Raw genomic sequence first — 13,423 nt, 5'->3', positions numbered from 1 at the left:
ATTAGCCAGGGGTTTAAACCTCTGGCTGGCGGACTGGCTGGCTGGCGGACTCCCAGCACGAGCCTTTACACAAATGCTCCAAGTCCTAAAAGACCTGGTGAGGGTTTAAATCCCTGGCGGACTCCCAGCACGAGCCTTTAGCTATGAGGTGATTCCCATGCAAACTACAGAGCGCGACTTGCGTTTAGATATGTTAAATAGTCTGCTCACCACGCCTCACCGGGAGCTAGAGAAGGTGAGTGAAGTTCACAAGAAGATGGTGGAAAACGACCCCATCTTCTATGGACATTTAGCGGTATGGTATCAGCGCAATGGGGATGTCCGCGACCACAAAGAGGTATTTGTGGGGAATTTGCTTACTAGCAGCTTATGGGAACACCGCGATGCTGGTTTTGTCATGCTACAAGAGTTTCCGCCTTATCAAGTAGCGCGGATTGTAGACTTCTTGAAGCAACACCGGGGTAAGTTGCCGCGTTCTACCCGAACTGCGGTGCGGCGCTATCTTTATGAACGGGAGAAAAATCCTGTATTCTTCGATCGAGCAGCGCTGCGGGCACGCAGTGCGATGAAGCACCTGTATGCTAGCTTGCATATTAAACCGAGCGATCGCGCAGATGCAGTGTTATTCAAGGACAACCCGCCAGAAGATAGTTTAGCGTTTGCGCTAAAGCTGATGGCGATCGCATCTTCACCCTTAGAGCAAGCGCAACTGATTGTAGAACACAAAATTCCCTACACAGTGGCAGTGGGAGCCATCAAACAGATGACCCCCACCGTGCTAGTCGCGCTAATTAACTCCATGACACCCCAAGAGGTGATTAACAACCTCAAGTCACTGCAATCTCGCGGTGCAATGGCAAACCCCCAGGTAAAAGCCCTCATCGACGAGAAATTGGAGAAAGCGCAAACTGATGTGCGGGTAGCAGCTCTCAAGGCGCGTGTAGCGGCAGATGCGGCGGAACTAGATGCCGAAACAGCCGCCAAGTTAGAGCGCGTCATGGACGAGCAGGTGAAAAAGCGCGGCAAAATTAATCAGCCAACCGCCCTGCTAGTCGATAAGTCTAGCTCAATGGAAAGCGCCATCGAAGTCGGGAAGCGCATCGCCGCTCTAATTTCCGGCATGGCGGCGGCAGATTTATTCGTCTACGCCTTTGACACCATGCCTTATCCGATTAAGGCGTCTGGGAACCAGTTGAGCGACTGGGAACGGGCATTCCAGCACATCAAAGCCAACGGTGCCACTAGCATCGGTTGCGGCTTGGAAGCGATGCGCCTGAGAAAGCAACTGGTTGAGCAAATCATCCTAGTAACGGACGGAGGAGAAAATAAAGCGCCCTACTTTGTGGAAACTTTCGACGCCTACAAGCGCGATCTCAAAGTAGAGCCAAGCGTCCTCATTGTCAAAGTAGGTTATTCCTACGATTGGCTAGAGCGCAAGTTACAAGAAAAACAGGCGCAAGTAGATACTTTCACCTTTGCGGGTGACTACTATTCGTTGCCGAACTTGATGCCACTTTTGTCTCGTCCTTCGCGTCTAGAGTTGCTGATGGAAATTCTGGAGACACCTTTGCCAGTCCGGGATGACAAGTAGGGGTAGGTTTTAAAAAACCTGCTCTGACAAAACAAAGTAAGGTGGGCAGTGCCCGCCTTACTCTGGACTGCATAGGTTTCGTTATCGGTGAAATATATCAACGATCGATGTAGATTTGCCGCTAGTGCAAATCTTTGCCAAAAATATATTCATCCCAAAAGATGCCATGAGCGAAATACAGACAGCGTACAAAGTGGTAGCCCTTGCCGTATGGCAAATTGTTGGCGAACAGCATCCCGATGATTTAGCAATATTAAAACGAATTTTTCGCGTTAAAGCAAAGGGAAAAAGAATTCGGAGTTGTTTCAAATTTTAATAAGTTTGTCATGAGCATCTTTAAGGTAGAAATCGTCAAAATCAACAACGTCACTCCTCATCCCAATGCTGACAGATTAGACATTTGCACGTTTGAAGGGATGGCGTATCAAGTTATTACTGCTAAGGGTAATTTTAAAACTGAAGATTTGGCGTTCTACTTCCCGATTGAAAGTGTGATTCCCGAACAGTATCTCGATGAATTTGGGATTCGCCCTTACTACTCCAAGAAACTGCGTGCAGCAAAACTACGCGGTATCTTCTCTGAAGGTTTACTGATTCCTGTTAGTGAAAAATTTACGGTAAATGTGGGCGATGACTACACCGAATACTTTGGGGTGACAAAGTACGAATATCCTCTGCCGCCAAAAAGTATGAATGGGGATATGGAAGCCCCGATTGGACACTACAAATTCCCCAGCCCAGAAAATCTCAAGCGGTATCGAGATATCCTTCAGGATGGGGAAGAAGTGGTCGTGACGGAGAAGCTTCACGGCACGAATTTCACTGTCTTGGTAGATGCTGATGAAACCATTCACGTAGGTAGCCACAACTACTTCTGGAAAAATAACGAAACTAACAATAATTTAGTCTACATTCGGGCTTACAACGAAAATCCATTTCTGCATAAACTGCCACCAAACACTCAAGTTTTTGGGGAGATTTATGGTGTACAAGATATTAAGTATGGCTTGCAGAATGGTAAGATTGGAATGGCTCTGTTTGCTGTGCGTAGCGGCAACAGATTCCTCAATTACACTGAATTTGTAGGGTTTTGTGAAGAATTTTCCTTACCCAGAGTGCCTGTTCTCTATATCGGTGCTTACAGTTGGGAAGCGGTATATCAGTTTAACAATGCTGATAGCGTATTGGTTTCAGATTGCATGATGGAAGGCGTTGTCGTACAGCCGTTAGTTGAGAGAACGCATCCAGAAATTGGGCGAGTGGTGTTGAAGTTGATAAGCGATCGCTATCTCCTCCGCAAAGACGGTACTGAGTTGCATTAGCTAGAAATAGAATAGGAGCGCACAAGCCGTGCGCCCTTACAATTGGCAAAGCAAGATTTATCGGGAATCGGTCAATCCCAGGCTGTAGTACCTTATAATACAAATACTGTCATTGTGCGATTTCCCAGCCTGTCGCCTTTGTCAGCATTGCTAAAATGCCGATTTTTGTAAAAAGTCGCCGCACATCCCTGGATACTTTGCGTAAACGCTATGACGAAGCAACGATTCTCGACTTAACTTCTCGTGGTTCAGAACCCTGGTTTCGCTTTAGTCCATTTTATCCTCATGGTGGAATTCCCGTTCCATTTTCGCCGGGACACTTTAGCTACACCGTTGAAGGTATTTGGCAGGGATTAAAAGTTTTTGAGTCTGCGGATGTAGATCCGGGCAAACTAGCGATCGCTAATATGAAGGGGATCAAGCGCACGACACGAACTTCCGGCAAGGTTCTAGGGCATCGTGCAGGCTTAACCGGAGACAAATTATTGTCCTATGCAGAAGCACGTCATGCCATCTACCTACCATCGTATAAATGGGTACTAGAGAACTATCTTCAGAACCTACTCGCGGAACTAAAACAGCTAAGTGCAGACCAAACTGTGTTGTTATTAGATTATGAAACAAACTGCGATTTAAACGATTTATCGAGTCCTTTATCCCACGCAGGTTTGGTCAAGCGATATTTAGAGGATGACTGGTATTGTTAAATTAAAAAGAGCGATTCAATGAATAATTCTCGCTTAGTTAAAATTAGCAAATATCTCAGCAAGCATCTTCGGCATACTCCTGAAGCAATTGGTCTTCAACTTGCACCTGGTGGCTGGGTTGCTGTCGATAAACTTCTAAAAGCGTGTGCAGATCGCTCTTTTATTCTTACTCGTGCTGAACTCGATGAAGTTGTCGCTAAAAATGACAAAAAACGCTTTTCCTTTGACTCAACAGGCACCTTAATTCGTGCGAATCAAGGACATAGTACAGAAGTTGATTTGCAGCTAGAAGCCGTTGTTCCTCCAGATGTGTTATACCACGGTACAGGACACGGTACAGTCGAATCAATTTTGAGTACAGGACTGTGTAAAATGTCGCGTCACCACGTCCATCTATCGAAGGATATTTCCATCGCAAAAACTGTCGGCGCACGGCATGGTCGTCCGGTCGTTTTTGCTGTAGATGCGGCGGCAATGCACAAAGCAGGATATGAATTTTACTGTTCTGAAAATGGGGTTTGGCTAGTGGATTGCGTTCCATCCGAATACTTGCAAAAAATTTAAATGGCAGTTTGGAAAAATAACTGAGCGCATTACTTCCTCATCATTCCATCACAAAGCAAGAAGAACTGAAACTATGGGATCGGGATACTTCGGAAACGACGAAAGCAATCCAGGCAACAAAAACCCGCAAGCTAAAGGCTTATTGGGTGCAGGTTGGCGACCCTTAACCCGGCAGATTGACTGGGGATTTCTTGTGCATTTAGTATTTAACGACCCCAAAGAGCTAAGCCAGAAAGCTTTGGATTTAGCTAGCGATGTTGCTGATGCAATGGGTCGCAATGAATATACTTGGTGGGCAAATATTTTAAATGTATTTTCTGAAAGTACGCGATATGAAGTCGATGAATTTTGGAATTACATTACCCCAGACCCTCCAAGTCCAGATTATCGCTTCCAAGACGTTTTAAGTGTTGATTCGCCTGTCATTCAATTTGTCAGCCGTAACAGCATTCCCATTGAACACGTTCTCAATCGGCTACAGGAAATTACTATTTTCAAAGTTCTGGAATTATTGGGACGTCCGGACATGATTACCCAGTATTATCTAGATCGATATTTTTATTATCCTGTAGATCGATTTGTTAACTGGGAACGTCTCGATATCATTAACACGGTTTATGCCTATTGGCCTCAACAGCAAGCTTGGCTAGAAATTGAAAATTTAGATCGGGGACGGCGACGCTATACCCTGATGGCTAAGGAACTAGCGCCACTGGTCAATAAAGCAACTTTTAATCTTGCAGTGATGCTGAGTGGCTACCAGAGTCGTGTGGGAAAAATTCACGGCGAATTTCCAATTCGGTCGTTTCCCGCTGACATTCAAAGCTTTACCGATAGCGTACAGCAGGCAATTCTCGACCAAAGTCAGTTAGCGGTTCTCGTCCACGGAGATCCGGGTACGGGAAAAACTGCTTGGACGCAAGCTGTAGCAAAAGAAATTCTCGCGCCTCTCGGATATGTAATTTTTATTCTGGATCACGATGCGGTTGAGAATTTTGTACCGCCAAGTTACTTAGAGCGAATTTGTCTGATTATTAACGAAGCGGATAATTTAGCAAAAAATCGCGCTTCTGAAGCCGCTCAAAATAACAACAAAACAGAGCATATTTTGAGCTTACTAGATGGAACCCTCTATCAAAGTGTCATTGATGATTCGGGGATTCATACTAAGCAAAAGTTAGTGGTTTTGATGACTTGCAATACAACTGAAAGATTAGATCCAGCCGTTTTACGCAAGGGAAGAGTTGATTTCACCTATGAATTTGCTCACCGATTTGTCTAAGGTTAGGATAAATGAGGATGCAAGGTTGTTATTTAACCACAAAGACACAAAGAACACAAAGGAAGAGTAAGAAGAGAGATATAGCAATCTTAAATGATTCGTGAAGGCGAGATATCCGACAACTCTTACGAAGTCGGGTATCTGAAGGGATAGTTCACAACTAAAATAGGATTGCTATAGATGGAATAAAATGCGCTTCAGGCAATTCAGAAATACACAATGGCTCTTTTACTACAACAGTGCTAATTTAAACCCCAATTTTGTAGGCTGGGTTGAGGTAACGAAACCCAGCATCATCCTGGGAATGTTAGGTAACGCGATCGCTCAACCCAACCTACTAGCTTCATTCAACTTAGAAATACACAATGGCTCTTTTATTACAACAATGCTAATTTAAACCCCAATTTTGTAGGCTGGGTTGAGGTAACGAAACCCAGCATCATCCTGGGAATATTGGGTAACGCGATCGCTCAACCCAACCTAACAGTTGCCTGAAGTCAGTGCCATTGCTATTAACAAAAAAATTTAGCTAAGCCAAACATCGTAATCAAGGCAATATCATGGCAGATATTCGCAATCTCCTTAACCAAATTGCTGCACAAGAAGTGCAATTACGCGATACTCAATTTCTCGCACCGTGCGTGGGTGGGGGGAAAGTCCGCGCTTCTGTAGCTGGGATGGTTTACACATTTAAACCGCAGCCACAAGAATTTGAAGGATGGGGCATTTTTCAGCCGATGAACGAAAAAAAGGCTGAGATGCTGGAGGAAGCAAACTTGCCGCAGGTGGCGGAATATCTGCGACTGTTGAAGCCGTTGCGCCTGCGTCTGGCTTATGTGTTGCAAGGGCAAACGTGGCTGGCGTACCCTGTGAATGAATCTGATATGCAGCAGCGCTTGGGTGTTGCTAAGCCGGTGCCGGTGTATTTAGTTACTGAGGGGGCAGTATTTGAGCCAGCGATCGCGCGTTGGGATGGCGCTGCTTGGTGGTTTGATGAACTCGATCGACGTGCCGATCCGCTGGTGGCGGAACAACTCAAAGAACAACTCAGAAATGGGACGGAAGCGGAAAATCTTCGCTTTGCGGGGATGACGCCAGAGATGCGGACTGTCTATGACTTGGCGTTGCAGCAGACGGAAGAATATCAACTTAGAAGACAGCAACAACTTGAGGAAGAACGCTTACGCCAGATGCGGCGGGGTACAAGACGCCAGCAGCAGGTACGGCAAGATCCGGAGCGGCAGGCGTTTTCAGGCGATGAAAGCCGCGTGCGCGATGCCTTGCGGATGGGTGGTGGCGAACTCGAAGATGTGCGCGATCGCGGTGACTTTTGGCAAGTCGAGTGGACAACCCGCAGCGGTGAACGTCAGATATCTGCAATTGCCAAGCGCGATTTGACAGTTATCAGTTCTGGGATTTGTTTGAGTGGACGCGATCGCGATTTTGACTTGCAATCTCTCGTTGGCGTGATCGAAGCGCGAGATAACTGGGACTTTTGAATAGGTAATAGGTAATGGGTAATGGGTAATAGTTCATCGTTTATTGAATTTGCCATGAACGATGAACTATTAGCAACAGAACTTACGCAAAGCTTATACATATAGCGTTCTTGTCGGTTCAATCCCCCTGTGGTTGCCCTCAGATGTAGTGATGTTGCGTAAGTCCTGAACTATTAGCAATTAGCAATTAGCAATTAACAAAAATGTCGATATTCTTTCACGAACAACTGCACAGAACACCCGCACTAATGGCACAGATTAAGGAATTTTCGCTAACTGTGTGCGGTGCGGGGGCGCTGGGAGCGAATATTACCGAAAATCTGGCGCGTTCTGGCTTTGGTAAGCTGGTGGTTATCGATCGCGATCGCATTGAGGAACGCAACCTCTCCACCCAGCCTTATTACCGCTCAGACGTTGGCGCGTACAAAGCTAAAATTCTTACTAATACCATTTACCGCGCTTTGGGTGTCGCCGTTGATGGGCGTCCGAAAGAATTAACATCAGCAAACGCTGCCCAATTGCTCAGCGGTAGCCATGTTGTCATCGATACTTTTGATAACAGCACCAGCCGTCAAATTGTCAAAGATTATTGCGCCAATGCAAATATTCCTTGCCTGCACGTCGGCTTAGCTTCCGATTACGCTGAAATTATCTGGAATGAAATTTACCGAGTTCCTTCACCAGTAAACGATGACGTTTGCGACTACCCCCTGGCACGGAATTTAGTAATGTTGGCTGTTGCCGTTGCTTGTGAAGTTATGGTGAATTTTGTTGCTACTAGAAATCGGCAAAGTTTCACTGTGACACTGGGAGATTTTGCCGTTAAGCCAATAGTTGTTTAACGCTCTCGTTACGCAGAGTTTAAACTTACCTTTGCGTTAAAAATTTACTATCTAATTACAATTCGCCGGTACCGAGCTTCTACGAAATTATAAATACCATAAGCGACCAAACCAAGCGCCACAATTCCTAACAACCAAGGACCAAAAGGTTGTTGTGCTAGTGCTGCTAGCGCCCCACCTAGTCCCTGAACTTGGTTGGCGTCAGACAGACGCCCCGCTTGGAGCAAAAATAAGCCAATAATGGAAAAGACAACGCCACGGGCAGCAATCCCAAATCTGCCAGCAAAGATTGCCCATTTCTCCTCTTTTTCGCTCATCTCGCTGACTTTCCACTTTTTGCGGAATTTTGCTTTGTAGGCTCTGTAAAATTGATAGAAGCCCATGCCAACGATCCCGGCTCCCACAAGCCCAACTAGGAATTGACCGAAGGGCTGCGCTAACAAGCGTGCTGTCCAGTCTTGTGAGGAATTACTATCGCCGCCGCCTCCCGAACCCAGGATCAGCTTAATCGCACTCCAAGCTAAACCAGCATAGATTAAGCCGCTGCCAACGGCTCCCAGGCGCGATGCAAGACCTTTGGCATCGGTGCCTTTGTTGTCAGGATCGGCGATCGCTTCCACGAAACGCCACAGCACAAAGCCAAGCAAACCCAAAGCAACAATTGCCAGCAAGAATTTCCCAAAAGGCTGTGTCACAATCGTCACCAGCGCACCCTGCGTATCGGTGGTTCTGCCGCCTGCACCAAACGCCGCCTGCGCCGCCAGCACTCCCACCGTAGCGTAAACTACCCCTCTCGCCCCAAAGCCCAAACGTGCCAGTCTTTCCACCCATGTAGAGGCATCTTCTGGTGTCATCGGTTGGTCTGGTCTGGTCTGCATCTTTATGTCTTCTGCGTGGGAGCAGGTAAATTGTGGTTTGCTACCAATTTTTTAGCAATATTTACTCTTATCTACATCTACCCAAATGCTTAACTATTGCTAATGTTGTTCTCAAACTTGTAAGCTCATATTTCATTTTGATTTCATCAAGCTCTGTCAATCTAGTTAATTAGGAAGTGATTGATTGTTAAGGAGTATTTTGATGAAAAAACTGATTTATGCCGCTGCACTCACTTTACTGCTCACATCTACTATCCCAGCTGCTCAAGCCACTGGTGTACCGGGGGATGTCAAAGCCTCGCATATAGATCATACTGGAGCGCATCCATTCAACGCTCGCTCCCCCAATGCCACTCATCACTTTGAGCTACACGTCGAGGGGCCTTCTCTTTCTCAACTTTCAATTGATGTGCCAGAGGGCATTCGCATTGGTAGGAAAATTGAGATTACCGATCGAGCGCAAAAAAAAGTTGAGGCTACCGTTTCTATTCAAGACAGAAAAGCTAAGATTGTTTTTGCTAAACCTGTACCTTCAGGAACAACACTGTCAATTTCAATGAAAGGCATCAGGACTTCAAGCTACCTTGGTCGTACCTGGCTTTATCGAGTCTCAAGTCAAATGGTTGGTTTAATAGGTGATATCCCACTGGGTACAGCCCAGATTAGAACTTATGACTAAGGAACGTGGAGTCCATGAGGGTGTTGCTAGTTGAAGATGAGCCAGATTTAGGGGCGGCAATTAAGCGAACTCTAAGTCAGGAAGCGTATGTGGTTGACTGGGTTCTGAATGGCACGCAGGCATGGGAGTTTTTAGAAACCCAGTGGACGCAATATACGCTGGCTATTTTTGACTGGTTACTGCCAGGATTATCAGGAATCGAGTTATGTCAGCGACTGCGGGGGAAAAATAATCCTCTGCCAGTTTTGATGTTAACTGCTAAAGATCGCATGGAAGATAAGGTGGCTGGATTGGATGCTGGTGCAGATGACTATTTGGTGAAGCCATTTGGCATGGCGGAACTGCTGGCACGATTGCGGGCATTGCAAAGGCGATCGCCTCAGCTTCATTCCCAACAACTACAAGTGGGAAATCTCACTTTAGATTACGGCACTCATACGGTTTGGTATCAGAATACATTGGATGACAAACAAATCATTCCTTTGACTAGCAAGGAATTTCAGTTGCTGGAATATTTGATGAAGCATCCTAACCAAATTATCACTCGCGATCAGTTGCTAAATCAGCTTTGGGAATTTAGTGCAGAACCAATGAGTAATGTGGTAGCAGCGCAGATGCGATTGCTGCGGCGTAAGTTAGCGGCTTTTGGATGCGATCGCTTTATCGAAACTGTCTATGGTATAGGCTATCGTCTGAATAGTTATTAGTCATTATTTCGATTAAAAATGATTGTAGGGAATGGTTGAGGAACGAAACCCAACACCTACTTATGTTTAGTTGGGTTTCGTTCCTCAACCCAACCTACGCTAAATAATCAAATTTCCCAATTACCAATTAACGTGAATGAAAATAAACTTTTTCAGCTAACTCGTTGGCGACTGGCAGGTTGGTATGCAGGCGTCATGGGAGTGATTTTAAGCTTGTGTGGAGTTGCGGTTTCTGAAGCGATCGCTCGTGCGAATTGGGTTGCCCTCGACCGAGAATTGGAATCTGTCGCCGGTACGCTTCACGACAGTATGGAGCCGATTTTGCAGCAACCGGGACGCTTGGAACCCGATGTCCAGCAACTATTGCCGGATATTTGTTTGGTTGGGGAAAAATGCGTTAACCAGATAGAAAATCCCACTCGTCACACTTTGGGGGCAATTCACCAAGGTAACTACTACGTGCGGCTGCTAGATAGTTCGGGACACCCAGTTGCTTTGGCAGGACTTCAGCCAGTGGGATTGCCAGCGACAGATAAAGGCGATCGCGTTTCTACAGCACAATTGTGGCAAATCCTCCAGAATCGCCAAGGCACCCGTTTTCATCAAATTTCTCTATCGCTGCATACCGAAGACAATCGCCCTTGGGGATATCTTCAGGTGGGGCGAAGTCTCAAAGAATTGGACGATCATCTGACTGCCCTGAAATTTATTCTCTTGCTGGGGTTGCCGGTAGCAATGATCGTCGTTGCCGGTTCCAGTTGGTGGTTGGCGGGGCTAGCAATGCAACCAATTTACCAATCTTATGGGCAAATCCAACAATTCACAGCCGATGCCGCCCATGAGTTGCGGACACCCTTAGCGGCAATCCAAGCAACGGTTGAATCGACGTTGAGAATGAATCAACTGAGCGAACTAGAGGCGCGAGATACTCTAAAAACCATTGAACGGCAAAATTACCGGCTATCTGAATTGGTTCGGGATTTATTGCTACTCTCCCGCATGGATCGGCAGGTGTTGTCCATCAAATATCGTCCCGCCTGTCTCAACGATCTCGTTAGCGATGTTACAGAAGAATTGTCAGCACTAGCGATCGCTGCCGATTTGACGCTTTCCACAGATATTCGCACGCCGGAACCTTTGCATGTCAACGGCGACGAAGAACAGCTGTATCGCCTGATTTTTAACTTAGTAGTGAATGCAATTCAATACACGTCCGCCGGGGGTCAGGTGACGATTATTTTAGATAGTAATAATTCTCACGCACTAATTTATATAAAAGATACTGGCGTTGGGATTGCACTCCCAGAGCAGACGCGAATTTTTGACCGCTTTTATCGGGTAAATAGCGATCGCTCTCGACACACTGGCGGTTCTGGATTGGGTTTGTCAATCGCCAAAGCGATCGCAATTGCCCACAACGGCAGCATCGACATTCAGAGCGAATTGGGCAAAGGCAGCACCTTTACGATTCGACTGCCTTTGCATAATTAAATGAAAATGTCAAGCAGTTGCCATTGACATCTGGCGGCATGAATCGGCACAACGGCGACACATCTGAGCGCACTCTTTCATCTGAGGATCGTCACCCATCCGATCGCAATCTTGGGAGCAGCGATCGCAAATCTCAGCACAAACACCACAGGTACGGGCATGGAGATCGGAACCACGCAGCATAAAATTAGCACTTGTCTGGCAAATCTCCACACAGTCGAGCATCAGGCGAATGTGAGCTGCGTCTGCGTGCATTCCGCCTTTCTGTAAGCAGTACGATACAGTATTCAAGCAGGTGCTATGGCAATCCAAACAGTTTTGAATGCACTGCTGCATTTCTGGGCTAATTTGATGCAGATGATGTGACATTAGTTTTACCTCTTTTGCTTGAGTTAACTGTCATTGGAGGTACTTGTACCTCTTGGGGTTAACTTTAGAAAGTTGGATGCTTGACTGCGTCTATCTAATTAAATACGTTGGATTTCTTCCTAATGACATATTAGAATTTCATCCTAATTTCATTTTTTTATAAGACACTGAGAAATGCCTACTGCTTTCTTGACGTAACGTAGAGAGCAGAAGCGAGAATAGTCAAACAAATTGATGCCCATAAAGTCTATGCAACCTAATTTTTTAAAAAATGGTTTTTTTGCTGTCACCCTGGTAGCGATCGCCTCCATGACTGGCGGATTTCTGACAGCTTGTTCTAGTGGCTCCCAAAACCAAGCCCAAGCCCCAAACGCCTCTCCATCAGATGCTGGCGGCATGGAAAATATGGGACACGGAAGCGGCATGAATCATAGCATGGCAATGGATTTAGGAGCAGCCGATGCTAACTACGATCTGCGGTTTATCGACGCAATGACCGTGCATCATCAAGGTGCAGTGATGATGGCAAAAGAAGCCCAGCAAAAATCGAAGCGTCCTGAAATTAAACAGCTAGCAGACAATATTATCAAAGATCAAAACAAAGAAATTAATCAAATGACACAGTGGCGACGGGCATGGTATCCCCAAGCCAGCAAACAGCCTGTTGCTTACGGAGGTGCAGACAAATCTGTAGTCCCCATGTCAGAACAACAACGCCAAAGCATGATGATGTCTGGAGATATGGGCGCTGCTGATGCTGAATTCGATCTGCGTTTTATCAATGGGATGATTGCTCACCATGAAGGCGCTTTAACAATGGCTCAAGATGCACTCAGTAAGTCTAAGCGCTCCGAAATTAAACAATTGTCCCAACAAATTATCACTTCCCAAAAAGCAGAAATTGAGAAAATGAACCAGTGGCGACAAGCCTGGTACAAAAAGTAATTCAGAAAGTTAATTGAAAGCAGGAAGCGGCGATAAAACAGCACCGATAGGTGAGGCAAAAACTCACCTATAGCAGAATGGCACTGACTTAAGCCCTAAACTAAAGTTTGGGCTAAAAGCTCGCAACCCGTTTCAACGGGTTAAAAGCTTACCCAGTAAGCTTTAGCTTGACATAGCTGTGAGCCGGAAATTTATTTCCAGGCTCCTTGCGTCAGTGCCATTCACCTATAGCAGGATTTCTGCCTCCCCGTGAACCTACCGTGTACACACAAGTCGGCAGACCTCTCCCCAAACCCCTCTCCACCTCTCCCTAACCCTCCCCTACAAGGGGAGGGAAAAGGAATAAATTTTTTTGGCTGGAGAGGGGCTTTGAATATGGCGCCCCTTCCCTATGAGGGAAGGGGCGGGGGGTTGGGTCTGGGAGCGCTTTGAGCAACAAATAAGTCACTTGTGCGAACACCGTAGCCCCGCGAACGGGGAGGGGTGAGGTTCCGGATTTCATCCTAATTTCATTCTTTTGTGCAAACTTAAATCTTTAGATGGTGGT

At 46.2% G+C, this 13,423-nt stretch carries 14 protein-coding genes; 12 read left to right on the top strand and 2 right to left on the bottom strand.

Annotation, left to right across the window (positions count from 1 at the left end; genetic code table 11):
* Positions 1 to 157 precede the first annotated feature (157 nt).
* From AC2VDX_RS12430 to AC2VDX_RS12395, 8 genes are all read left to right on the top strand, one after another.
* Positions 158 to 1,591, top strand: coding sequence for a hypothetical protein (locus AC2VDX_RS12430; protein WP_378180498.1), 1,434 nt, complete (start codon positions 158 to 160; stop codon positions 1,589 to 1,591).
* A 326-nt stretch (positions 1,592 to 1,917) separates the two neighbouring features.
* Entirely contained in the window at positions 1,918 to 2,913 is a 996-nt protein-coding gene (locus AC2VDX_RS12425) for an RNA ligase family protein (RefSeq protein ID WP_378180495.1), read from the top strand.
* A gap of 155 nt (positions 2,914 to 3,068) precedes the next feature.
* Positions 3,069 to 3,620 (top strand): DUF6939 family protein, encoded by a 552-nt coding sequence (locus tag AC2VDX_RS12420; protein WP_378180492.1) that lies wholly within the window; start codon positions 3,069 to 3,071, stop codon positions 3,618 to 3,620.
* A gap of 18 nt (positions 3,621 to 3,638) precedes the next feature.
* The gene (locus AC2VDX_RS12415) at positions 3,639 to 4,184 is read left to right on the top strand and encodes an RNA 2'-phosphotransferase (protein ID WP_378180489.1); all 546 of its coding nucleotides are present in this window, start codon (positions 3,639 to 3,641) and stop codon (positions 4,182 to 4,184) included.
* 73 nt (positions 4,185 to 4,257) lie between these two features.
* Positions 4,258 to 5,466 carry an AAA family ATPase gene (locus AC2VDX_RS12410; protein WP_378180487.1) on the top strand — a complete coding sequence of 403 codons (1,209 nt, stop codon included), beginning with the start codon at positions 4,258 to 4,260 and terminating at the stop codon, positions 5,464 to 5,466.
* 190 nt (positions 5,467 to 5,656) lie between these two features.
* Positions 5,657 to 5,863 carry a hypothetical protein gene (locus AC2VDX_RS12405; protein WP_378180484.1) on the top strand — a complete coding sequence of 69 codons (207 nt, stop codon included), beginning with the start codon at positions 5,657 to 5,659 and terminating at the stop codon, positions 5,861 to 5,863.
* Positions 5,864 to 6,026: 163 nt separating this feature from the next.
* Positions 6,027 to 6,965 (top strand): hypothetical protein, encoded by a 939-nt coding sequence (locus AC2VDX_RS12400; RefSeq protein ID WP_378180481.1) that lies wholly within the window; start codon positions 6,027 to 6,029, stop codon positions 6,963 to 6,965.
* Between the two features lie 203 nt (positions 6,966 to 7,168).
* Positions 7,169 to 7,807, top strand: a complete 639-nt coding sequence (locus AC2VDX_RS12395) for a HesA/MoeB/ThiF family protein (protein WP_378180478.1) — start codon at positions 7,169 to 7,171, stop codon at positions 7,805 to 7,807.
* 47 nt (positions 7,808 to 7,854) lie between these two features.
* On the opposite strand, the gene AC2VDX_RS12390 is transcribed toward AC2VDX_RS12395, so the two are convergent.
* Entirely contained in the window at positions 7,855 to 8,685 is an 831-nt protein-coding gene (locus AC2VDX_RS12390; protein ID WP_378180475.1) for a DUF1206 domain-containing protein, read from the bottom strand.
* Between the two features lie 202 nt (positions 8,686 to 8,887).
* Between AC2VDX_RS12390 and AC2VDX_RS12385 the strand changes: the two genes are divergently transcribed.
* The 3 genes from AC2VDX_RS12385 (at position 8,888) to rppB (ending at position 11,562) form a co-directional block, all read left to right on the top strand.
* Positions 8,888 to 9,364, top strand: coding sequence for a DUF2808 domain-containing protein (locus AC2VDX_RS12385; protein WP_378180472.1), 477 nt, complete (start codon positions 8,888 to 8,890; stop codon positions 9,362 to 9,364).
* A 14-nt stretch (positions 9,365 to 9,378) separates the two neighbouring features.
* Positions 9,379 to 10,071 carry a two-component system response regulator RppA gene (gene rppA / locus AC2VDX_RS12380; protein ID WP_378180469.1) on the top strand — a complete coding sequence of 231 codons (693 nt, stop codon included), beginning with the start codon at positions 9,379 to 9,381 and terminating at the stop codon, positions 10,069 to 10,071.
* A 132-nt stretch (positions 10,072 to 10,203) separates the two neighbouring features.
* Complete coding sequence (rppB, locus tag AC2VDX_RS12375; RefSeq protein WP_378180466.1) at positions 10,204 to 11,562, top strand: two-component system sensor histidine kinase RppB; 1,359 nt, start codon at positions 10,204 to 10,206, stop codon at positions 11,560 to 11,562.
* A 9-nt stretch (positions 11,563 to 11,571) separates the two neighbouring features.
* On the opposite strand, the gene AC2VDX_RS12370 is transcribed toward rppB, so the two are convergent.
* The gene (locus AC2VDX_RS12370; RefSeq protein WP_378180463.1) at positions 11,572 to 11,931 is read right to left on the bottom strand and encodes a four-helix bundle copper-binding protein; all 360 of its coding nucleotides are present in this window, start codon (positions 11,929 to 11,931) and stop codon (positions 11,572 to 11,574) included.
* Positions 11,932 to 12,180: 249 nt separating this feature from the next.
* Between AC2VDX_RS12370 and AC2VDX_RS12365 the strand changes: the two genes are divergently transcribed.
* Positions 12,181 to 12,876, top strand: coding sequence for a DUF305 domain-containing protein (locus AC2VDX_RS12365; protein WP_378180460.1), 696 nt, complete (start codon positions 12,181 to 12,183; stop codon positions 12,874 to 12,876).
* Positions 12,877 to 13,423: the final 547 nt, after the last annotated feature.

It is taken from the genome of Coleofasciculus sp. H7-1 (genome assembly GCF_057473865.1).
Note: the sequence above shows the minus strand (reverse complement) of the source record. Positions and strands in the feature narration are given on the sequence as shown.